The sequence below is a fragment of the Kitasatospora phosalacinea genome, from assembly GCF_000716545.1.
In the GTDB taxonomy this organism is placed as follows: Bacteria; Actinomycetota; Actinomycetes; order Streptomycetales; family Streptomycetaceae; genus Kitasatospora; species Kitasatospora phosalacinea.
In genome coordinates this window covers 57,469-79,040 of the sequence record NZ_JNWZ01000020.1, presented here as the reverse complement: position 1 = coordinate 79,040, position 21,572 = coordinate 57,469, and the positions used below count along the sequence as shown (strand labels likewise).

The 21,572-nt window shown below is 72.0% G+C and carries 18 protein-coding genes; all 18 read right to left on the bottom strand.

Annotated elements, in window-relative coordinates:
• Window positions 1-5 precede the first annotated feature (5 nt).
• Complete coding sequence (gene rarD, locus OO48_RS12705; protein WP_033215327.1) at window positions 6-932, bottom strand: EamA family transporter RarD; 927 nt, start codon at window positions 930-932, stop codon at window positions 6-8.
• 142 nt (window positions 933-1,074) lie between these two features.
• Window positions 1,075-2,112, bottom strand: coding sequence for a 2-oxoacid:ferredoxin oxidoreductase subunit beta (locus OO48_RS12700; RefSeq protein ID WP_033215325.1), 1,038 nt, complete (start codon window positions 2,110-2,112; stop codon window positions 1,075-1,077).
• Entirely contained in the window at window positions 2,109-4,058 is a 1,950-nt protein-coding gene (locus OO48_RS12695) for a 2-oxoacid:acceptor oxidoreductase subunit alpha (protein WP_033215324.1), read from the bottom strand. Before OO48_RS12695 ends, OO48_RS12700 begins: the two co-directional genes overlap by 4 nt.
• 143 nt (window positions 4,059-4,201) lie before the next feature.
• Window positions 4,202-4,864, bottom strand: coding sequence for a response regulator transcription factor (locus OO48_RS12690; RefSeq protein WP_106970305.1), 663 nt, complete (start codon window positions 4,862-4,864; stop codon window positions 4,202-4,204).
• A 44-nt stretch (window positions 4,865-4,908) separates the two neighbouring features.
• Complete coding sequence (locus OO48_RS12685; protein WP_033215322.1) at window positions 4,909-5,922, bottom strand: polyprenyl synthetase family protein; 1,014 nt, start codon at window positions 5,920-5,922, stop codon at window positions 4,909-4,911.
• A gap of 217 nt (window positions 5,923-6,139) precedes the next feature.
• Window positions 6,140-7,774: an NADH-quinone oxidoreductase subunit NuoN gene (gene nuoN, locus OO48_RS12680; RefSeq protein WP_051732059.1), complete on the bottom strand. Its 1,635-nt coding sequence runs from the start codon at window positions 7,772-7,774 to the stop codon at window positions 6,140-6,142.
• Complete coding sequence (locus tag OO48_RS12675; protein ID WP_033215319.1) at window positions 7,774-9,390, bottom strand: NADH-quinone oxidoreductase subunit M; 1,617 nt, start codon at window positions 9,388-9,390, stop codon at window positions 7,774-7,776. The genes nuoN and OO48_RS12675 overlap by 1 nt, the downstream gene beginning before the upstream one ends.
• The gene (gene nuoL, locus OO48_RS12670; protein ID WP_033215317.1) at window positions 9,390-11,285 is read right to left on the bottom strand and encodes an NADH-quinone oxidoreductase subunit L; all 1,896 of its coding nucleotides are present in this window, start codon (window positions 11,283-11,285) and stop codon (window positions 9,390-9,392) included. The genes OO48_RS12675 and nuoL overlap by 1 nt, the downstream gene beginning before the upstream one ends.
• Window positions 11,286-11,300: 15 nt before the next feature.
• On the bottom strand, window positions 11,301-11,600 hold the full coding sequence (gene nuoK / locus OO48_RS12665) for an NADH-quinone oxidoreductase subunit NuoK (protein ID WP_033215314.1): 300 nt from the start codon (window positions 11,598-11,600) through the stop codon (window positions 11,301-11,303).
• Window positions 11,597-12,448: an NADH-quinone oxidoreductase subunit J gene (locus OO48_RS12660; protein ID WP_033215312.1), complete on the bottom strand. Its 852-nt coding sequence runs from the start codon at window positions 12,446-12,448 to the stop codon at window positions 11,597-11,599. Before OO48_RS12660 ends, nuoK begins: the two co-directional genes overlap by 4 nt.
• Complete coding sequence (gene nuoI, locus OO48_RS12655) at window positions 12,445-13,026, bottom strand: NADH-quinone oxidoreductase subunit NuoI (protein WP_033215310.1); 582 nt, start codon at window positions 13,024-13,026, stop codon at window positions 12,445-12,447. The genes OO48_RS12660 and nuoI overlap by 4 nt, the downstream gene beginning before the upstream one ends.
• Before the next feature lie 6 nt (window positions 13,027-13,032).
• Window positions 13,033-14,382, bottom strand: a complete 1,350-nt coding sequence (gene nuoH / locus OO48_RS12650) for an NADH-quinone oxidoreductase subunit NuoH (protein ID WP_033215308.1) — start codon at window positions 14,380-14,382, stop codon at window positions 13,033-13,035.
• Complete coding sequence (locus OO48_RS12645; protein ID WP_033215306.1) at window positions 14,379-16,820, bottom strand: NADH-quinone oxidoreductase subunit G; 2,442 nt, start codon at window positions 16,818-16,820, stop codon at window positions 14,379-14,381. The genes nuoH and OO48_RS12645 overlap by 4 nt, the downstream gene beginning before the upstream one ends.
• Window positions 16,817-18,175, bottom strand: coding sequence for an NADH-quinone oxidoreductase subunit NuoF (nuoF, locus tag OO48_RS12640; protein WP_033215304.1), 1,359 nt, complete (start codon window positions 18,173-18,175; stop codon window positions 16,817-16,819). The genes OO48_RS12645 and nuoF overlap by 4 nt, the downstream gene beginning before the upstream one ends.
• Entirely contained in the window at window positions 18,175-18,894 is a 720-nt protein-coding gene (gene nuoE / locus OO48_RS12635; RefSeq protein ID WP_063830667.1) for an NADH-quinone oxidoreductase subunit NuoE, read from the bottom strand. Before nuoE ends, nuoF begins: the two co-directional genes overlap by 1 nt.
• Window positions 18,895-18,911: 17 nt before the next feature.
• On the bottom strand, window positions 18,912-20,240 hold the full coding sequence (locus tag OO48_RS12630) for an NADH-quinone oxidoreductase subunit D (RefSeq protein WP_033215300.1): 1,329 nt from the start codon (window positions 20,238-20,240) through the stop codon (window positions 18,912-18,914).
• Window positions 20,240-20,962, bottom strand: a complete 723-nt coding sequence (locus OO48_RS12625; protein WP_033215299.1) for an NADH-quinone oxidoreductase subunit C — start codon at window positions 20,960-20,962, stop codon at window positions 20,240-20,242. Before OO48_RS12625 ends, OO48_RS12630 begins: the two co-directional genes overlap by 1 nt.
• Window positions 20,959-21,513 carry a NuoB/complex I 20 kDa subunit family protein gene (locus OO48_RS12620; RefSeq protein ID WP_033215298.1) on the bottom strand — a complete coding sequence of 185 codons (555 nt, stop codon included), beginning with the start codon at window positions 21,511-21,513 and terminating at the stop codon, window positions 20,959-20,961. Before OO48_RS12620 ends, OO48_RS12625 begins: the two co-directional genes overlap by 4 nt.
• Window positions 21,514-21,572: the final 59 nt, after the last annotated feature.

Genomic DNA, 21,572 nt, shown 5'->3' with positions numbered 1-21,572 from the left:
GCCGGTCAGCCCGCGACCGGCACCGGCACCGGCACCCGCCGGCGCTCGGCCCGCATCCGGCGCAGCGCGTCCGCGCTCAGCAGCACCAGCGCCACCCACACCAGGGCGAAGCCCGCCCAGCGGGCCGGCGCCATCGACTCGTGGAACACCGTGACGCCGATCAGGAACTGCGACACCGGCGCCAGGTACTGCAGCAGCCCGAGCGTGGTCAGCGGCACCCGCAGCGCCGCCGCGCCGAAGCACATCAGCGGCACCGCCGTGATCACCCCGCTGAGCACCAGCAGCGCGCTGTGCCCCCAGCCGTCGTGCCCGAGGCTGCCCTCGCCGCGCACCCCCAGGTACACCAGGAAGGCCAGCGCGAACGGGAACATCACCGCGCTCTCCACCGCGAGGCTCTCCGCGCCGCCCAGGCCGACCTTCTTCTTGATCAGGCCGTAGGTGGCGAACGAGAACGCCAGGGTGAGCGCGATCCACGGCGGGCGGCCGTACGCCACGGTGAGCACCAGCACGGCCACGGCGCCCACGCCGACCGCGGCCCACTGCGCCGGGCGCAGTCGCTCGCGCAGCACCAGCACGCCGAAGGCGATGGTCACCAGCGGGTTGATGAAGTAGCCGAGGCTGGTCTCCACCACGTGCCCGGAGTTGACGCCCCAGATGTAGACGCCCCAGTTGACCGAGACGGTGACCGCGGCCAGCGCCAGCAGGGCCAGTCGGCGGGGCTGGCGCAGCAGCGGCCGGATCCAGCCCCAGCGGCGGCGCACCAGCAGCATCGCGGCGACCGCGACCAGCGACCACACCATCCGGTTGGCCAGGATGTCGACCGCCCCGGCGGGCTCCAGCAGCGGCCAGAACAGCGGGAAGAGCCCCCACATCCCGTACGCCGCGAAGCCGTTCCACAACCCGACCCTGGCCTCCCGCGAACCCTCCGCCATGGCCTGCCCTTCACCCGCACGCTGTCATGTCAACCGAAAGGTAGCGGTCCGCGGGCCGGGATGTCATCCCCATAAGCCGATGATGGTGCTGACAGGCCGGGGCCCGGGGGACGCCGCTCCCCCGGGCCCCGGCTGCGGTCCGCTACGCGTCCACCGTCCAGGTGCTGGAGCCGGCCAGCAGCGCGGCGAGGTCGCCCCGGCCCTGCTGCTGCTCGGCGCGGGTGAGCTGCTCGGCCATCAGGGCGTCGTAGACCGGGCGGTCCACGTCGCGCAGGACGCCGATCGGGGTGTGGTGCAGGGTGTCCGCGTCGGCGAGGCGGGTGAGCGCGAAGGCGGTGGAGGGGCCGGCCGCGTGCGCGTCGTGGACGATCGCGGTGCCCTCGGAGCGGGGGGCGATCCGCAGCTCGCCGTCGGCGCCGCGGACCACGTGCCGGTCCGCGCCGACCAGCACCGGCTGCCCGTGCTCCAGCCGGATCAGGGCCTCGTCGCGGGTGCCGGGCTCCTTGAGGATCTCGAAGGCGCCGTCGTTGAAGATGTTGCAGTTCTGGTAGATCTCCACCAGCGCGGTGCCCTCGTGCCGCGCGGCGGCCCGCAGCACGGACTGCAGGTGCTGCCGGTCGGAGTCGATGGTGCGGGCCACGAAGGTCGCCTCGGCGCCGAGGGCGAGCGAGAGCGGGTTGAACGGGGCGTCGAGCGAGCCCATCGGCGTCGACTTGGTGATCTTGCCGACCTCGCTGGTGGGCGAGTACTGCCCCTTGGTCAGCCCGTAGATCCGGTTGTTGAACAGCAGGATCTTCAGGTTGACGTTGCGCCGCAGCGCGTGGATCAGGTGGTTGCCGCCGATCGAGAGCGCGTCGCCGTCACCGGTGACCACCCACACCGACAGGTCGGGGCGGGAGGCGGCCAGGCCGGTGGCGATCGCCGGGGCGCGCCCGTGGATCGAGTGCATGCCGTAGGTGTTCATGTAGTACGGGAAGCGCGAGGAGCAACCGATCCCGGAGACGAAGACGGTGTTCTCGCGCCGGATGCCCAGCTCCGGCATGAAGGACTGGACGGCCGCGAGGATCGCGTAGTCGCCGCAGCCCGGGCACCAGCGCACCTCCTGGTCCGTCTTGAAGTCCTTCGCGGACTGCGGGCCGTCCGCCTTGGGGACCAGGCGCAGGGCGGGGAAGTCGGTCATCGGGTCTCCTCCGCGTCGAGGCTGCCGAGCGCGGCGTGCAGCACGTCGGCGAGTTGGGCGGCCTTGAACGGCAGGCCGCGGACCTGGTTGTACGACTGGGCGTCGACGAGGTACTCGGCGCGCAGCAGCAGGGCGAGCTGGCCGAGGTTCATCTCGGGGACGATCACCTTCTCGTAGCGCTCCAGCACCGCGCCCAGGTTGGCCGGGAACGGGTTGAGGTGGCGCAGGTGGGCCTGGGCGACGCGGCCGCCGTCGGCCCGCACCCGGCGCACCGCGGCGGTGATCGGGCCGTAGGTGGAGCCCCAGCCGAGCACCAGGACGCGGGCCTCGCCGCTCGGGTCGTCGACCTCGACGTCCGGGACGACGATGTTGTCGACCTTGGCCTGGCGGGTGCGCACCATGAAGTCGTGGTTGGCCGGGTCGTAGGAGATGTTGCCGGTGCCGTCCTGCTTCTCGATGCCGCCGATCCGGTGTTCCAGGCCGGGCGTGCCGGGGACGGCCCACGGGCGGGCCAGCGTGTGCGGGTCGCGCTGGTAGGGGCGGAAGGCGCCGTCGGGGCCGTTCGGCTCGGTGGCGAACTCGACGCGCAGGTCCGGGAGTTCGTCGACCTCCGGGAGCTTCCACGGCTCGGAGCCGTTGGCCAGGTAGCCGTCCGAGAGCAGGAACACCGGGGTGCGGTAGGTGAGCGCGATCCGGGCCGCGTCCAGCGCCGCGGTGAAGCACTCGGCGGGCGTCGCGGGCGCCACGATCGGCACCGGGGCCTCGCCGTTGCGGCCGAACATCGCCTGCAGCAGGTCGGCCTGCTCGGTCTTGGTGGGCAGGCCGGTGGACGGGCCGCCGCGCTGGATGTCGACGATCACCAGCGGCAGTTCCAGCGACACCGCCAGGCCGATGGTCTCCGACTTCAGCGCCACGCCGGGCCCAGAGGTCGTCGTCACGCCCAGCGCGCCGCCGAACGCCGCGCCCAGCGCCGCGCCGATGCCCGCGATCTCGTCCTCGGCCTGGAAGGTGCGCACGCCGAAGTTCTTGTGCCGGGAGAGCTCGTGCAGGATGTCCGAGGCCGGGGTGATCGGGTACGAGCCGAGGAACACCGGCAGGCCGGAGCGCTCGCCGGCCGCCACCAGGCCGTACGACAGCGCCAGGTTGCCGGAGATGTTGCGGTAGGTGCCGGGGGCGAGCTTGGCCGGCGGCACCTCGTAGGAGACCGCGAAGTCCTCGGTGGTCTCGCCGAAGTTCCACCCCGCCCGGAACGCCGTCACGTTGGCCTCGGCGATCTGCGGCTTCTTGGCGAACTTCTGCCGCAGGAACAGCTCGGTGCCGTGGGTGGGCCGGTGGTACATCCAGGACAGCAGGCCGAGCGCGAACATGTTCTTCGCCCGCTCGGCGTCCTTGCGGGCCAGGCCGCTGTCCTTGAGCGCCTCCAGGGTCAGCGCGGTCAGCGGCACCGGGTGCAGCCGGAACGCCTCCAGCGAGCCGTCCTCCAGCGGCGAGGCGGCGTAGCCGACCTTCGCCAGCGCGCGCTTGGTGAACTCGTCGGTGTTGACGATGATCTCCGCGCCGGCCGGCAGGTCCGGCAGGTTGGCCTTCAGCGCCGCCGGGTTCATCGCCACCAGCACGTCGGGCGCGTCGCCCGGGGTGAGGATGTCGTGGTCGGCGAAGTGCAGCTGGAAGCTGGAGACGCCCGGCAGGGTCCCTGCGGGGGCCCGGATCTCGGCCGGGAAGTTCGGCAGCGTGGACAGGTCGTTGCCGAACGCCGCCGTCTCCGAGGTGAACCGGTCGCCGGTGAGCTGCATGCCGTCGCCCGAGTCGCCCGCGAAGCGGATGATCACCCGGTCCAGCCGGCGGATCGGCTTGGCCGGCCGCCCTGGCCCCGAGCGGGCGGACGCGGCCGGGCCCTCGCCGTCCGGGCCGTCCACTGCTTCTGACTGATCGACCTGACTGGTCACTGCCGCGGACCTCCTCGTCGGGGAACCAGCAGCGGGCGTGAGCCGTGTGCCCCGTCCGCCTGGCGCACCAAGGGAATCCTAAGCGGGTGGAGCGCGCCTGGAGGGGAACTCGCGCAGACCGCTCCGGCCGGGTCAGCGGGCCGTCAGGACTCCAGGTAGGCCAGGACGGCCAGCACCCGCCGGTGGTCCTCCTGGCTCTGGCCCAGGCCCAGCTTCTGGAAGATGTTCGACACGTGCTTCTCCACCGCGCCGTCCGACACCACCAGCTGCTTGGCGATCGCCGCGTTGGTCCGGCCCTCCGCCATCAGGCCCAGCACCTCGCGCTCGCGCGGCGTCAGGCCCACCAGCGTGTCGACCTGGCGGCTGCGGCTGAGCAGCTGCTGCACCACCTCCGGGTCGAGCGCGGTGCCGCCCCGGGCGACCCGGTCCACCGCCTCGACGAACTCGCGGACCTCGGCGACCCGGTCCTTGAGCAGGTAGCCCACGCCGCGGGTGGATCCGGCCAGCAGCTCGCTCGCGTACTGCTCCTCGACGTGCTGGGAGAGCACCAGCACGCCCAGCCCCGGGTGGCGGCCGCGCAGCTCCACGCAGGCCCGCACCCCCTCGTCGGTGTGCGTCGGCGGCATCCGCACGTCCGCCACCACCACGTCGGGCAGGGCCCCCTCGGCGTGCAGGGCGTCGATCGTCCGCACCAGGGCGTCGCCGTCCCCGACGCCCGCCACGACCTCCATCCCACGGTCCGTCAGCAGCCGTGTCAGCCCCTCCCGGAGCAGCACGGAATCCTCGGCGATCACCACGCGCAACATGGGACAGACCCTAGCGCGCGGCGGGCGGGCGCCGGGCGGGACCGCTACATCGTGCGGATCGCCACGGTGTCGCACAGCTCTTGGAGGGCGGCCTTGGCCGGGCAGTCGGGCAGCGTCTCCAGCAGCGCCCGGGCTTCCTCGGCGTAGCGCAGCGTCTCGCGGCGGGCCCGCTCCAGCGCCGGGTGCCGGCGCAGCAGGCGCAGCGCCTCGGCGTGCGCCTCGTCGTCGGCGGCGAGGTCGGTGTCGAGCAGTTCGCGCAGCCGGGCGTCCTCGGGGTCGGCCGGGTCGGCGGGCAGCTGGCGCAGCATCAGCACCGGCAGGGTGGGGACGCCCTCGCGCAGGTCGGTGCCGGGGGTCTTGCCGGACTCGTGACCGTCGCTGGCGATGTCCAGGACGTCGTCGGCGAGCTGGAAGGCGGTGCCGATCCGCTCGCCGTACTGGGTGAGCAGCTCGACGATCCACGGCTCGGCGCCGGCCATCAGCGAGCCGAAGCGGCAGGAGACGGCGATCAGCGAGCCGGTCTTGCCGGCGATCACGTCCAGGTAGTGGCGCAGCGGGTCGTCCTCGGGGCGCGGCCCGGCGGTCTCCAGGATCTGGCCGGTGACCAGCCGCTCGAAGGCGTCGGACTGGATCCGGACGGCCTCCGGGCCGAGGTCGGAGAGCACCTGCGAGGCGCGGGAGAACAGGAAGTCGCCGGTGAGGATGGCCACCGAGTTGTCCCAGCGGTTGTTGGCGCTGGGGGCGCCGCGCCGCACCGGCGCCTCGTCCATCACGTCGTCGTGGTACAGCGTGGCGAGGTGGGTCAGCTCGACCACCACGGCGGAGGGCACCACGCCGGGCGCCGCGGGGTCGCCGAACTGCGCGGCGAGCATCACCAGCAGCGGCCTGAACCGCTTGCCCCCGGCCTCGATGAGGTGGCTGGCGGTCACCGTGATGAAGGGCACGTCGCTCTTGACGGCCTCGATCAGGGCGGCCTCCACGGCCTCCATCCCGGCCTGGACGTCACGGGTCAGATCGCGGTCCTGCACGCTCAGCCCGAAGGGCCCCACGACGGTCACGCTGACCACTCCTGTCCCTGGTCGATCCAGCGGGCCGGTCCCTCAGCCTCGCCGATGCACATACAAGGCAGCGTATCCGGTCCCGAGTGGATCACTGCACGGGCATGGGCCCGACTTCCCCGGTGGCGGGAGGCGGGCCGCGGACGGTCCCGGCCGCGCCGCTCCACGCCTCCGGCCCCCACCCGGGGCGGGCGGGGGCCGGAGGCGGGCGGAGCGGTCAGCGGACGAACACCGAGGCCTTGGAGGCCAGGTCGAGGAAGTACTGCGGGAGCAGGCCGAGACCGAGGGTGACCAGCACGCCGACGCCGATGGCGGTGGCGGTGAGCGGGCTGGGGACGGCCACGGCGGGGCCGGACGGCTGCGGGTCGGAGAAGAACATCAGCACGACGACCCGGATGTAGAAGAACGCGGCGACCGCCGAGGACAGCACGCCGACGATGACCAGCGGGGTGGCCCCGCCCTCGGCCGCGGCCTGGAAGACCGCGAACTTGCCGGTGAACCCGGAGGTCAGCGGGATGCCCGCGAAGGCCAGCAGGAACAGCGCGAACACCGCCGCCAGCAGCGGCGAACGGCGGCCCAGACCGGCCCAGTTGGACAGGTGGGTGGCCTCGCCCTTGGAGTCCCGCACCAGGGTGACCACGGCGAAGGCGCCGAGCGTCACGAAGGAGTACGCCAGCAGGTAGAAGAGGACCGCCGCCACGCCGCGCCGGTCGGTGGCGATCAGGCCGGTCAGGATGAAGCCGGCGTGCGCGACCGAGGAGTAGGCCAGCAGCCGCTTCACGTCCTGCTGGGTGATCGCCAGCACCGCGCCGACCACCATGGTGAGGATCGCCACGCCCCACATGACGGGCCGCCAGTCCCAGCGCAGGCCGGGGAAGGCCACGTAGAACAGCCGCAGCAGGGCACCGAACGCGGCGGTCTTGGTGGCGGCCGCCATGAAGCCGGTGACCGGCGTCGGGGCGCCCTGGTAGACGTCCGGCGTCCAGGAGTGGAACGGCACCGCGCCGACCTTGAACAGCAGGCCGACGGCCAGCATGGCCAGGCCGATCAGCAGCAGCGCGTCGTTCTGGGTGGTGACGGCCAGCGCCGGGGTGACCTGGGAGACCCCGGAGACCACGTCGGCGATCTCGCCGAGCTGCAGCGAGCCCGCGTAGCCGTACACCAGGGCGGTGCCGAACAGGAAGAACGCCGAGGCGAACGCGCCCAGCAGGAAGTACTTGACGGCCGCCTCCTGCGAGATCAGGCGGCGGCGCCGGGCGAGCGCGCACATCAGGTACAGCGGGAGGGAGAGCACCTCCAGCGCCACGAACATGGTCAGCAGGTCGTTCGAGGCGGGGAAGAGCAGCATGCCGCCGACCGCGAACAGGGTCAGCGGGTAGATCTCGGTGGTGCGCATGCCCTCGCGGGTCGCGTCGCGCTCCTGCTCGCCGCCGGGGACGGCCGCGGCCTGGGCGGCGAACGCGTCCACCCGGTGGCCGTTGATCCGCGGCTCCAGCCGGCCCTCCGCGTAGGTGAGCACCGCCAGCACCGCGGTCAGCAGGATCACGCCCTGCAGGAACAGCGCCGGGCCGTCGATGGCGACCGCGCCCATCGCCAGCAGGCCGGCCTTGGTGGTGCCGTGGCCCTGGGCGGCCAGCACCACCACGGCGGCGAAGGCGCCGACCAGGCCGAGCAGCGACACGCCCAGCTGGGCGGAGGCGCGGGCCCGGCGGGGCAGGAACGCCTCGACCAGCACGCCGATCAGCGCGGCGCCGAACACCGCCAGCATCGGCGAGAGCTGCCCGTACTCGATGTGCGGGGCGGGGATGCTCGGGCTGTTGCCGCCGGCGGCGGCCAGCGCGTGGACGGGCATCACTTCTGCTCACCTCCTTCGTTGGTGGCGGCGACCGGGTGGGCCGGCGCGGGGTCGGTGCGGTGGACCTGGCTGAGGGTGTCGTCCACGGCCGGGTTCACCATGTCGGTGAGCGGCTTCGGGTAGACGCCCAGCAGCAGGGTCAGGGCCACCAGCGGGGCGACGACGGCCAGTTCGCGGGCCTTCAGGTCGGGCATGCCCTCGACCGGGGCCTTCACCGGGCCGGTCATGGTGCGCTGGTACAGCAGCAGGGCGTACAGCGCGGCCAGCACGATGCCGGAGGTCGCCACGACGCCGATCGCCGGGTAGCGGCTGAAGGTACCGACCAGGACCAGGAACTCGCTGACGAACGGGCCCATGCCGGGCAGCGACAGGGTGGCCAGGCCGCCCAGCAGGAAGGTGCCGGCCAGCACCGGGGCGACCTTCTGCACGCCGCCGTAGTCGGCGATCAGGCGGGAGCCGCGGCGGGAGATCAGGAAGCCCGCCACCAGCATCCACGCGGCGGTGGAGATGCCGTGGTTGACCATGTAGAGCGTCGCGCCGGACTGGCCCTGGCTGGTCATCGCGAAGACGCCCAGGATGATGAACCCGAAGTGCGAGATGGACGCGTAGGCGACGAGCCGCTTGATGTCCTTCTGGCCGATCGCGACCAGCGCGCCGTAGACGATGCCGACCAGCGCCAGCACCATGATCACCGGGGCGAAGGTCTTGGACGCGTCCGGGAACAGGCCCAGGCAGAAGCGCAGCATCGCGAAGGTGCCGACCTTGTCGACCACCGCGGTGATCAGCACGGCCGTCCCGGCGGTGGACTCGCCCATCGCGTTCGGCAGCCAGGTGTGCAGCGGCCACATCGGGGCCTTCACCGCGAAGGCGAAGAAGAAGCCGAGGAACAGCGCCCGCTGCGCGTTCGGGCCGATCACCAGCTTGCCGGAGGAGATCGCGTCGGTCAGCGCGGTCAGGCTGAACGTCGCCTGGCCCTGGTCGCCGGCCGCCACGTACAGGCCGACCACGGCGGCCAGCATGACCAGGCCGCCGAGCAGGTTGTACAGCAGGAACTTGACGGCCGCGTAGGAGCGCTGGCGGTCCGAGTCGGGGCCGCCGGCCCGGTCGCCGAAGCCGCCGATCAGGAAGTACATCGGGATCAGCATGGCTTCGAAGAACACGTAGAACACGAAGACGTCGGTGGCCAGGAAGGACACCAGCACCATCGCCTCGACGGCCAGGATCAGCGCGAAGAACGCCTGGGTGCGCCGCTTGGACTCGAACGAGCCCTCGGGGGCGGCGGGGTCGGCGTCGTGCCAGCCCGCCAGCATCACCAGCGGCACCAGGACGGCGGTCAGCAGCACCAGGGCGGTGCCGATGCCGTCCGCGCCGAGCGAGAAGCTGATCCCGAAGGAGCGGATCCAGGAGTAGGACTCGGTCAACTGGTAGCGGGCGCCGCCGGGTTCGAAGGAGGCGGCGACCGCGGCGGCCAGGCCGAGGGTGAGGACGGAGACCGCCAGCGCGACGGCCTTGGTGGTGCGCCGCCGGGCCGCGTCGGTCCCGGCCGGGAGGGCGGCGGTGAGCACCGCTCCGGCGGCCGGGACGGCACAGGTGGCGGAGAGGAGGTAGCTCATCAGACCGACCTCATCAGGAGAGTGGAGGCGACCAGCACCAGCGTGCCGCCGAACATGGAGAGCGCGTACGTGCGGACGTAGCCGGTCTGGATCCGGCGCAGCCGGCTGGAGATCCCGCCGATCGCGGCGGCCAGGCCGTTGACGAAGCCGTCCAGGCCCCGGCTGTCGAACCAGACCAGGGTGGCGGCCAGCGCCGAGCCGGGGCGGACCAGGACGGCGTGGTTGAAGTCGTCCTGGAGCAGGTCGCGGCGGGCGGCCCGGGTGAGCAGCGAGCCGATCGGCGCCTTGACCGGGACGGGGTTCCGGCCGTACATCTGCCAGGCCAGGGCGGCGCCCACGAGCATGCAGACGGTGGCGAGGCCGGTGACGGTCCACTGGCTCAGCGGGGAGTCGCCCTCGGCGTGGCCGGTGACCGGCTCCAGCCAGTGCAGGAAGGAGTTCCCGTAGACGAACAGGCCGCCCGCGAAGACCGAACCGAAGGCCAGCACGATCATCGGGACGGTCATCGACTTCGGGGACTCGTGCGGGTGCGGGTCGTTGCCCTCGGCGTCGGGCTGCCAGCGCTTCTCGCCGAAGAAGGTCAGCACCATCACCCGGGTCATGTAGAACGCGGTGATCGCGGCGCCGAGCAGGGCGCACAGGCCGAGGATCCAGCCCTCGGTGCCGCCCTTGGCGAACGCCGCCTCGATGATCTTGTCCTTGGAGAAGAAGCCGGACAGGCCCGGGAAGCCGATGATCGCCAGGTAGCCGAGGCCGAAGGTGGCGAAGGTGACCGGCATGTACGTGCGCAGGCCGCCGTAGTGCCGCATGTTCACCTCGTCGTTCATGCCGTGCATGACCGACCCGGCGCCGAGGAACAGCCCGGCCTTGAAGAAGCCGTGGGTGACCAGGTGCATGATCGCGAAGGCGTAGCCGATCGGGCCCAGGCCCGCCGCCATGATCATGTAGCCGATCTGCGACATGGTCGAGCCCGCCAGGGCCTTCTTGATGTCGTCCTTGGCGCAACCGACGACCGCACCGAACAGCAGCGTCACCGTACCGACCACCACCACGGCGGTCTGCGCGTCCGGCGCCAGGTTGAAGATCGCGCCGGAGCGGACGATCAGGTAGACGCCCGCGGTGACCATGGTGGCCGCGTGGATCAGGGCCGAGACCGGGGTCGGGCCCTCCATCGCGTCGCCCAGCCAGGACTGCAGCGGCACCTGCGCGGACTTGCCGCAGGCCGCCAGCAGCAGCATCAGGCCGATCGCGGTGAGCTTGCCCTCGCTCGCGCCGCCCGCGCCGGCGAAGACCGGCTGGAAGGCGAAGGAGCCGAACTCGACGAACATCAGCATGATCGCGATGGACAGGCCCATGTCGCCGACCCGGTTGACGATGAACGCCTTCTTGGCGGCCGTCGCGGCGCTCGGCTTGTGCTGCCAGAACCCGATCAGCAGGTAGGACGCGAGGCCCACGCCCTCCCAGCCCAGGTACAGCAGCAGGTAGTTGTCGGCCAGGACCAGCACCAGCATGGCGGCCAGGAACAGGTTCAGGTAGGCGAAGAAGCGGCGGCGGCGCTCGTCGTGCGCCATGTAGCCCACCGAGTACAGGTGGATCAGGGTGCCGACGCCGGTGATCAGCAGGACGAAGGTGATCGAGAGCTGGTCGAGCTGGAAGGAGACGTCGGCCTGGAAGCCGTTCACCGGGATCCAGCTGAACAGCCGCTCGGTGACGGCGCGGTGCTCGGCGTCCCGGCCGAGCATGTCCGCGAACAGGGTCAGGCCGAAGGCGAAGGACAGCGCGGCCAGGGCCGTCGCGATCCAGTGCCCGAACCGGTCCAGGGCCCGTCCGCCGAGCAGCAGCAGGGCAGCGCCGGCCAGCGGCGCCGCGATCAGCAGCGGAATGAGAGAGTTCACTGAGGGGCCCTCCGCCTACAGCTTCATCAGGTTGCTGTCGTCGACCGAAGCGGAGTGCCTGGTCCGGAAGATGGAGACGATGATGGCGAGGCCGACCACGACCTCGGCCGCCGCGACCACCATCGTGAAGAACGCGAGGATCTGCCCGTCCAGGTTGCCGTGCATCCGGGAGAAGGTGACCAGCGCCAGGTTCGAGGCGTTCAGCATCAGCTCCACGCACATGAACAGCACGATCGCGTTGCGCCGCAGCAGCACCCCGGAGGCACCGATGGTGAACAGCAGCGCGGCGAGGTACAGGTAGTTGGCCGGGTTCACTCCGCCTCCTCCTTGGTCGGGGTCGGCACGGTCTCCAGCGCCTGGCGCGGCCCGGTGACCTTGGGACGGGCGGAGGACGGGCGGCCCAGCCAGTCGGCCGTGGTCTCCTCCAGCTCCGCCATCCGCGCGAGCATCTCCTGGCTGACGTCGCGGACCTGGCCGCGCTCGCGCAGGGTGCCCATCACCGAGTCCTCGGCTACGGTGCCGTCCGGCAGCAGCGCCGGGACGTCCACCGCGTTGTGCCGGGCGTACACGCCGGGGGCGGGCAGCGGCGGCACCTGGATGTTGTCCTTGACCCGCTGCGCGGCCAGCTGGCGCTGGGTCAGCGGGGCGCGGACCTTCTCGCGGTGGGTCAGCACCATCGCGCCGACCGCCGCGGTGATCAGCAGCGCGCTGGTCACCTCGAACGCCCACACGTACTTGGTGAAGATCAGCCGGGCCAGGCCCTGCACGTTGCCCTCGGCGTTCGCCTCGGACAGGCCGGTGAAGTTCCGCAGGTGCGCGTTGGCCAGGCCGGCGATCAGCAGCACGCCGAAGCCCAGGCCGCAGAGGACCGCGGCGACCCGCTGGCCCTTCAGCCGCTCCTTGAGCGAGTCGGCCGTCGAGACGCCGACCAGCATCACCACGAACAGGAACAGCATCATGATCGCGCCGGTGTAGACCACGATCTGCACCACGCCCAGGAACACCGCGCCCTGCGCCAGGTAGCAGACCGCCAGCGCCAGCATGGTCGCCGCCAGGCAGAGCGCCGAGTGCACGGCCTTCTTCATCAGCAGCATGCCGAGCGCGCCGCCGACCGCGATCACGGCCAGCACCCAGAACTGCACGGCCTCGCCGGTGGAGGTCATGACCGCTCCTCCTTCTCGCGGTCGTGCCGCTCCTGCTGGACGGTGCCGGGCGCCGCGCCGGTGATCTCGCCCCGGTAGTACGCGCCCTCGTCGGCGCCCGGGAAGATCGAGTGCGGGGAGTCGACCATGCCCTCGGTCAGCCCGACCAGCAGCTGCTCCTTGGTGAAGATCAGGTCCTGCCGGGAGGAGTCCGCGAGCTCGTACTCGTTGGTCATGGTCAGCGCCCGGGTCGGGCACGCCTCGACGCACAGCCCGCACAGGATGCAGCGGGCGTAGTTGATCTGGTAGACCGCGCCGTAGCGCTCACCGGGCGAGTAGCGCTCCTCGTCCCGGTTGTCGGCGCCCTCGACGTAGATCGCGTCGGCCGGACAGGCCCAGGCGCACAGCTCGCAGCCCACGCACTTCTCCAGGCCGTCCGGGTGCCGGTTCAGCTGGTGACGGCCGTGGAAGCGCGGAGCGGTGGGCTTCTTGTACTCCGGGTACTGCTCGGTGAGCCGCTTCTTGAACATGGCCTTGAAGGTCACGCCGAAGCCGGCGGCCGGCCCGAGGATCGACTTGTCTGACGACTCGTCAGGCATCTCGGATCAGCTCCCTTCGGAATGGTCGGCCCCGTTGAGGGCGTCCTGGAGTTGCGGGGTCCGGCGGCGGCGGCGCGGGACGGGCGGCAGTTCCTGCCCGGGCAGCGGCGGTACGGGGTAGCCCCCGGCCATCGGGTCGAACGCGGGGGCCGGCTCCGGCTCCGGCCCGGGCTTCCTGCGCAGCAGGTCGACGACCAGCGCGACCAGCAGGACCGCGGCCAGCGGCGCGCCGACGTACAGCACCACCTTGGCGAAGTCGTAGCCCTCGTTGCGCAGCGCCCGCACGGTGGCCACCATCACCAGCCACACCAGCGAGACCGGGATCAGCACCTTCCAGCCGAGCTTCATGAACTGGTCGTAGCGCAGCCGGGGCAGGGTGCCGCGCAGCCAGATGAAGAAGAACAGCAGCAGCTGGATCTTCAGCACGATCCACAGCATCGGCCACCAGCCGTGGTTCGCGCCCTCCCAGAAGGTCGAGACCGGCCACGGAGCGCGCCAGCCGCCCAGGAACAGCGTGGAGGCGACCGCCGAGACGGTGACCATGTTGACGTACTCGGCCAGCATGAACATCGCGAACTTCAGCGAGGAGTACTCGGTGTTGAAGCCGCCGACCAGCTCGCCCTCGGCCTCCGGGAGGTCGAACGGCGCGCGGTTGGTCTCGCCGACCATCGCGATGACGTACACGATGAACGACACCGGCAGCAGCACCGCGAACCAGGTCGGCTGCTGCGAGGAGACGATCTCCGAGGTCGACATCGAGCCCGAGTAGATGAACACCGCCGCGAACGACAGGCCCATCGCGATCTCGTAGCTGATCATCTGCGCGGAGGAGCGGATGCCGCCCAGCAGCGGGTACGTCGAACCGGACGACCAGCCCGCCAGCACGATGCCGTAGATGCCCACCGAGGCGGTGGCCAGGATGTACAGCAGCGCGATCGGCAGGTCGGTCAGCTGGAGCGGCGTGCGGGTGCCGAAGATCGACACCTGGTTGTCGGCCGGGCCGAACGGGATCACCGCGAACGCCATGAACGCGGGGATCGCCGCGACGACCGGCGCCAGCACGTAGACCGCCTTGTCGGCGCCCTTGACCACCAGGTCTTCCTTCAGCGCCAGCTTCACGCCGTCGGCCAGCGACTGCAGCAGGCCCCACGGGCCGTGCCGGTTCGGGCCGATCCGCAGCTGCATCCAGGCGACCACCTTGCGCTCCCAGACGATGGCGATCAGCACCGTCAGGACCAGGAACGCGAAGCAGAACACCGCCTTCAGCAGCACCAGCCACCACGGGTCGCGGCCGAAGAAGCCGAGCGTGTCGGCGGCCGCCAGGGGCGCGGCGAGCGGGGCAGCGAGGGGGCTCATGATTCCTCCGCCGGGGCGATGGTGACCAGGTGGCCGACCGTGGTGCCGAGCGCGCGGTACGCGCCGCCGTCCGGCGTCGAGTTGAGCGGCAGCCAGACCGTGCGGTCCGGCATCGCGTCGGTGACCTCCAGCGGCAGGGTCAGCGACCCGGCCGGGCCGGTGACCCGCAGCGCGCCGCTCGCGCCGACCTCGGCGGCGGTGGCGGCGGACAGCCGGGCCACGGCGGCGTGCCGGGTGCCGGCCAGGTGGGTGTCGCCCTCCTGCAGCGAGCCGTTGTCCAGCAGCATCCGGTGCCCGGCCAGCACGGCCTGCCCGGTCGCGGGACGGGGCAGCGCGGCGGGCAGCGCGGCGGGCGCGGCCGGGCGGTCGCCCGCCCACGGGGTGAAACGGTCCAGCTCCAGCCGGGCCGCGCGGACGTCGGGCAGGCCGATCGGCCGGTCCAGCGCGTCCGCGACCATGTTCAGCACCCGGACGTCGGAGTGCAGGTGGCGCTGCATCAACTGGTCGGGCTTGAGCGCCGCTTCGAACATCCGGACCCGGCCCTCCCAGTCCAGGAAGGTGCCGGCCTTCTCGGCGACCGCCGCGACCGGCAGCACCACGTCGGCGTGCGCGGTGACCGCGGACGGGCGCAGCTCCAGCGAGAGCACGAAGTCGGCCCGGGTCAGCGCCTCCTCGGCGAGCGCCGGGTCCGGCAGGTCCTCCAGGCCGACGCCGCCGACCACCAGCGCGTCCAACTCGCCCGCGGCGGCGGCGGCCAGGATCCGGCCGGTGTCGCGGCCGGGGCCGGCCGGCAGGTCGGCGACGCCCCAGTGCGCGGCGGCCTCGGCGCGGGCGGCGGGCACCGCGACGGCCCGGCCGCCGGGCAGCAGCCCGGGCAGCGCGCCCGCCTCGACGGCGCCCCGCTCGCCGGCCCGGCGCGGCACCCAGGCGAGCTTCGCCCCGGTGGCGTGCGCCAGGCGCAGCACGGCGCTCAGGCCGCCGGCGGTCTGTGCCAGCCGCTCGCCGACCAGGACCACCGCGCCCGGCGAGCGCAGCGCGTCCGCGCAGCGCCCGGCGTCGTCGGCGAGCACCTCGTCGCCGGCCAGCGCGCCCAGCCACTCGACCTCGGTGCCGGGGGCGGCGGGCAGCAGCGCGCCGCGCAGCTTGGCCAGGCCCCGGGAGGCGTGCGAGGCGATCGAGAACACCCGCAGCCCGGACGCCCGGTTGGCCTTGCGCAGCCGCAGGAAGACGATCGGCGCCTCCTCCTCGGCCTCCAGGCCGACCAGCAGCACGGCCGGCGCGGCTTCGAGCCGCCGGTAGGAGACGGCGTCCCCGTCCAGGTCGACGCCGTGTCCGGCGACGGCCGCGGCCAGGAAGTCGGCCTCCTCGTCGCTGTGCGGCCGGGCCCGGAAGTCGACGTCGTTGGTGCCGAGCGCGACCCGGGCGAACTTGCCGTAGCCGTACGCGTCCTCGACGGTGACCCGGCCGCCCGCGAGCACCGCGGCGCGCGCCCCGCGCAGCCCCTCGGCGGCCCTCGCCAGCGCCTCCGGCCAGGACGCGGCGACGAGTTCGCCGTCGCGGCGGACCATCGGCGCGGTGAACCGGTCGCGCTGCTGGGCGTAGCGGAACGCGAACCGGCCCTTGTCGCAGTTCCACTCCTCGTTGACCTCCGGCTCGTTGCCGGCCAGGCGCCGCAGCACCTTGCCGCGCCGGTGGTCGGTGCGCTGCCCGCAGCCGGACGAGCAGTGCTCGCACACCGACGGGGAGGACACCAGGTCGAACGGGCGGGAGCGGAACCGGTAGGCGGCGGAGGTGAGCGCGCCGACCGGGCAGATCTGGATGGTGTTGCCGGAGAAGTACGAGTCCAGCGGCTGGTCGGCGCCGGTGCCGACCTGCTGGAGCGCGCCGCGCTCCACCAGGTCGATGAACGGGTCGCCGGCGATCTGCTGCGAGAAGCGGGTGCAGCGCGCGCACAGCACGCAGCGCTCGCGGTCCAGCAGCACCTGGGTGGAGAGCGGGACGGGCTTCTCGTACGTCCGCTTGACGCCCTCGAACCGGGTGTCGGTGTCGCCGGTGGACATCGCCTGGTTCTGCAGCGGGCACTCGCCGCCCTTGTCGCAGACCGGGCAGTCCAGCGGGTGGTTGATCAGCAGCAGTTCCATCACGCCGCGCTGCGCCTTCTCGGCGACCGGCGAGGACAGCTGGGTGCGCACCACCATGCCCTCGGCGACCGGGATGGTGCAGGAGGCGACCGGCTTGCGCTGCCCCTCGACCTCCACGATGCACTGGCGGCACGCCCCGGCGGGGTCGAGCAGCGGGTGGTCGCAGAAGCGCGGGATCTGGGTGCCGATCTGCTCGGCGGCGCGGATCACCAGCGTGCCCTTGGGGACGCTGACTTCGACGCCGTCGATGGTGAGCGTGACCAGCTCGGTCTGGGTGGAAGGCTCCGTGACCGTCACGCGTGCACCTCCCTCTCGGTGGCGGACTCGTGGACGGAGGCCCGGCCGGCCCAGACGGTGGAGGCCGCCGGGTCGAACGGGCAGCGGTGTTCGTCGATGTGCTGCTCGTACTCGGCGCGGAAGTGCTGGAGCGAGGAGACGATCGGGCTGGCCGCGCCGTCGCCCAGCGCGCAGAACGACTTGCCGTTGATGTTGTCGGCGATGTCGAGCAGCTTCTCCAGGTCGCCGCTGTGGCCCTGGCCGGCCTCGATCCGCTTGAGCAGCTGGACCAGCCAGTAGGTGCCCTCGCGGCACGGGGTGCACTTGCCGCAGGACTCGTGGGCGTAGAACTCGGTCCACCGGGTGACGGCCCGCACCACGCAGGTGGTCTCGTCGAAGACCTGGAGCGCCTTGGTGCCGAGCATCGAGCCGGCCGCGCCGACGCCCTCGTAGTCCAGCGGGACGTCGAGGTGCTCCTCGGTGAACATGGGGGTGGAGGAGCCGCCCGGCGTCCAGAACTTGAGCCGGTGCCCGGCCCGGACGCCGCCGGTGATCTCCAGCAGCTGGCGCAGCGTGATGCCGAGCGGCGCCTCGTACTGGCCGGGGTTGGTGACGTGCCCGGAGAGCGAGTACAGCGTGAAGCCGGGCGACTTCTCGGTGCCCAGCGACTTGAACCAGTCCTTGCCGCGGGCCAGGATCGGCGGCACCGAGGCGATCGACTCGACGTTGTTCACCACCGTCGGGCAGGCGTACAGGCCGGCGATCGCCGGGAACGGCGGGCGCAGCCGGGGCTGGCCGCGGCGCCCCTCCAGCGAGTCGAGCAGCGCGGTCTCCTCGCCGCAGATGTACGCGCCGGCGCCGGCGTGCACGGTGATGTCCAGGTTGGTGCCGGAGCCCTGGATGTCCTTGCCGAGGTAGCCCGCCTCGTACGCCTCGGCGACGGCCGCCTGGAGGCGGCGCAGCACCGGGACGACCTCGCCGCGCAGGTAGACGAAGGCGTGCTCGCAGCGGATCGCGTACGAGGCGATGACCATGCCCTCGATCAGCGAGTGCGGGTTGGCGAACAGCAGCGGGATGTCCTTGCAGGTGCCCGGCTCGGACTCGTCGGCGTTGACCACCAGGTAGTGCGGCTTGCCGTCGTTCTGCGGGATGAACTGCCACTTCATGCCGGTGGGGAAGCCGGCGCCGCCGCGCCCGCGCAGGCCCGCGTCCTTGACCAGGGCGATCACGTCGTCCGGGGCCATCGCGAGGGCGGCGCGCAGGCCGTCGTAGCCGCCGTGGCGGCGGTAGGTCTCCAGCGTCCAGGGGCGGTGGTCGTCCCAGGAGGCGGAGAGGACCGGGGAGAGGAGCTTCTCGGCCGGTTCGGCGGAGGTCATCACGCTTCCGTCCCTTCGTGCCGCGGGGAGACCACCTTGGCGCCCGGGGTGCCGGGCAGCGCCTCGCCCTTGGCCAGCCGCAGGCCGGCCAGCGAGGGCGCGCCGCCGGCCCCGGACTCGTCGACCGCGCCGGGGCGCCCGTCGGCGAAGCCCGCCAGGATCCGGGAGGTCTCCTTGAACGAGCAGAGCTTGGCGCCGCGGGTGGGGTGGACCTCCTGCCCGGCGCGCAGCTGGTCGACCAGCTGCTTGGCGCTCTGAGGGGTCTGGTTGTCGAAGAACTCCCAGTTGACCATCACCACGGGGGCGTAGTCGCAGGCCGCGTTGCACTCGATCCGCTCGATCGAGACCGAACCGTCCTCGGTGGTGCGGTTGTTGGCGATGCCGAGGTGCTCGGAGAGCTCGTCGAAGATCTGGTCGCCGCCGAGCACCGCGCACAGCGTGTTGGTGCACACGCCGACGTGGTACTCGCCGGCCGGGCGCCGCCGGTACATCGTGTAGAAGGTCGCGACGGCGGTGACCTCGGCGGTGGTCAGGTCCAACTGCTCGGCGCAGAACCGGATCCCGGTCGGGGTGACGCAGCCGTCCTCGGCCTGCACCAGGTGCAGCAGGGGCAGCAGCGCGGACCGGGACTGCGGGTAGCGGGAGATCAACTCCCGTGCGTCGGCGGCGAGTCGGGCCTCCACCTCCGGCGGGTAGGGCTTGGCCGGCAGCGCCGGCAGGCCGAGTTCTGTGCTGCTCACCGGTCCACGCCTCCCATCACCGGGTCGATCCCGGCCACCGCCACGATCACGTCGGCCAGCGGGCCGCCCTCGCACATCGCGGCCATCGTCTGCAGGTTGGTGAAGGACGGGTCGCGGAAGTGCACCCGGTAGGGCCGGGTGCCGCCGTCGCTGACCACGTGCACGCCGAGTTCGCCCTTGGGCGACTCCACCGCGGCGTAGGCCTGGCCCACCGGCACCTTGAAGCCCTCGGTGACCAGCTTGAAGTGGTGGATCAGGGCCTCCATCGAGGTGCCCATGATCTTCCGGATGTGGTCCAGCGAGTTGCCCATGCCGTCGGGGCCGACGGCCAGCTGGGACGGCCAGGCGATCTTCTTGTCGGCCACCATGACCGGCCCGGGCCTCAGCCGCTCCAGGCACTGCTCGACGATCCGCAGCGACTGCTTCATCTCCTCCAGGCGGATCAGGAACCGCCCGTAGGAGTCCGCGGTGTCGGCCACCGCGACGTCGAAGTCGTACGTCTCGTACCCGCAGTACGGGTCGGTCTTGCGCAGGTCGTGCGGCAGCCCGGTGGCCCGCAGGATCGGGCCGGTGGCGCCGAGCGCCAGGCAGCCGGGCAGGTCGAGGAAGCCGACGTCGACCAGCCGGGCCTTGAACACCGGGTTGTCGGTGGCCAGCTTGTCGTACTCGTGCATCCGCGAGCGCAGCAGGTTGACGCCCTCGCGGATCTTGTCGACCGCGCCGGGCGGCAGGTCCTGGGCCAGGCCGCCGGGGCGGACGTAGGCGTGGTTCATCCGCAGGCCGGTGACCAGCTCGAAGATGTCCAGGACGGTCTCGCGGTCCCGGAAGCCGTAGATCATCAGGGTGGTGGAGCCGATCTCCATGCCGCCGGTGGCCAGCGCCACCAGGTGCGAGGAGATCCGGTTGAGCTCCATCATCAGCACCCGGACCACGGTGGCCCGCTCGGGCACGTCCGCGGTGATCCCGAGCAGCTTCTCCACGGCCAGGCAGTAGGCGGTCTCGTTGTACAGCGGGGTGAGGTAGTCCATCCGCGTCACGAACGTGGTGCCCTGCACCCAGTTGCGGAACTCCATGTTCTTCTCGATGCCGGTGTGCAGGTAGCCGATGCCGCAGCGGGCCTCGGTGACCGTCTCGCCGTCGATCTCCAGGATCAGCCGCAGCACGCCGTGGGTGGACGGGTGCTGCGGGCCCATGTTGACGATGATCCGCTCGTCGTCGGCGCCGGCCACCGCCTCGGCGACCTCGCCCCAGTCGCCACCGGTGACGGTGAAGACCCGCCCCTCGGTGGTCTCCCGGGCTCCTGCTTCGTAGTGGGTGCTGCTCATCAGCTGTACGACCTCCGCTGGTCGGGAGCCGGGATCTGGGCGCCCTTGTACTCGACGGGGATGCCGCCGAGCGGGTAGTCCTTGCGCTGCGGGTGGCCCAGCCAGTCGTCCGGCATCATGATCCGGGTGAGCGCCGGGTGGCCCTCGAAGACCAGGCCGAAGAAGTCGTAGGTCTCCCGCTCGTGCCAGTCGTTGGTCGGGTAGACGCTTACCACCGACGGGATCCGCGGGTCCGCGTCGGGCGCGGTGACCTCCAGCCGGATCAGCCGGGTGTGGGTGATCGAGCGCAGGTGGTAGACCGCGTGCAGCTCCCGGCCCTTGTCCTGCGGGTAGTGCACGCCGCTGACGCCCAGGCACAGTTCGAACCGCAGCGCCGGGTCGTCGCGCAGGATCCGCACCGCCTTGAGCAGGTGCTCGCGCTCGATGTGGAAGGTCAGCTCGCCGCGGTCGACGACCGTCTTCCCGATGACCTCCGCCACGTCGAGGCCCTGCTCCTCCAGCGCGCCCTCGAACTCGTCGGCCACCTCGTCGAACCAGCCGCCGTACGGGCGCTCGCTGGCGCCGGGCAGCACGATCGGCGCGGTCAGGCCGCCGAAGCCGGAGGTGTCGCCGGTGTCGTGGGCGCCGAACATGCCCTGCCGGGCGCCGACCACCTCCACCGGGATCTCCCGCCGCGTCGCGGGCACGTCGGGCCCCTCCTCGGGCCTCCGCTCGTCGCTCATCGCAGCAGCCCCCGCATCTCGCTGGTCGGGACGGCCTGCAGCGCGAGGCGCTCGGCCTCCTCCTCGGCCCGGCGGCGGTTCACGCCGAGCTTCTCGTGCTGGATCTTGTCGTGCAGCTTGAGGATCGCGTCCAGCAGCATCTCCGGCCGGGGCGGGCACCCCGGCAGGTAGATGTCCACCGGGACGATGTGGTCCACGCCCTGGACGATCGCGTAGTTGTTGAACATGCCGCCGGAGGAGGCGCACACGCCCATCGAGATCACCCACTTGGGGTTCGGCATCTGGTCGTAGACCTGCCGCAGCACCGGCGCCATCTTCTGGCTGACCCGGCCGGCCACGATCATCAGGTCGGCCTGCCGGGGCGAGCCGCGGAAGACCTCCATGCCGAACCGGGCCAGGTCGTAGCGGCCCGCGCCGGTGGTCATCATCTCGATCGCGCAGCAGGCCAGACCGAAGGTGGCCGGGAAGAGCGACGCCTTCCGCACCCAGCCCGCGGCGGCCTCCACGCTGGTGAGCAGAAAGCCGCTCGGCAGCTTCTCCTCGATACCCATCAGTTCCCTCTCAATGCCCTCGAGTCCGGTGGCTTGTCCGCCCGTTCACAAACGCCTTG

Coding starts and splice junctions, on each gene's coding strand:
- OO48_RS12660 (WP_033215312.1), bottom strand. CDS start 12,448: ATGACCTCCACCGGCGAGGCCGTGCAGTTCTGGGTGCTGGCCGTGATC.
- OO48_RS12630 (WP_033215300.1), bottom strand. CDS start 20,240: ATGAGCAGCACCCACTACGAAGCAGGAGCCCGGGAGACCACCGAGGGG.
- OO48_RS12625 (WP_033215299.1), bottom strand. CDS start 20,962: ATGAGCGACGAGCGGAGGCCCGAGGAGGGGCCCGACGTGCCCGCGACG.
- OO48_RS12690 (WP_106970305.1), bottom strand. CDS start 4,864: ATGTTGCGCGTGGTGATCGCCGAGGATTCCGTGCTGCTCCGGGAGGGG.
- OO48_RS12675 (WP_033215319.1), bottom strand. CDS start 9,390: ATGAGCTACCTCCTCTCCGCCACCTGTGCCGTCCCGGCCGCCGGAGCG.
- nuoI (WP_033215310.1), bottom strand. CDS start 13,026: ATGCCTGACGAGTCGTCAGACAAGTCGATCCTCGGGCCGGCCGCCGGC.
- nuoN (WP_051732059.1), bottom strand. CDS start 7,774: ATGCCCGTCCACGCGCTGGCCGCCGCCGGCGGCAACAGCCCGAGCATC.
- OO48_RS12700 (WP_033215325.1), bottom strand. CDS start 2,112: ATGACCGACTTCCCCGCCCTGCGCCTGGTCCCCAAGGCGGACGGCCCG.
- nuoH (WP_033215308.1), bottom strand. CDS start 14,382: ATGAGCCCCCTCGCTGCCCCGCTCGCCGCGCCCCTGGCGGCCGCCGAC.
- OO48_RS12620 (WP_033215298.1), bottom strand. CDS start 21,513: ATGGGTATCGAGGAGAAGCTGCCGAGCGGCTTTCTGCTCACCAGCGTG.
- nuoF (WP_033215304.1), bottom strand. CDS start 18,175: ATGACCTCCGCCGAACCGGCCGAGAAGCTCCTCTCCCCGGTCCTCTCC.
- rarD (WP_033215327.1), bottom strand. CDS start 932: ATGGCGGAGGGTTCGCGGGAGGCCAGGGTCGGGTTGTGGAACGGCTTC.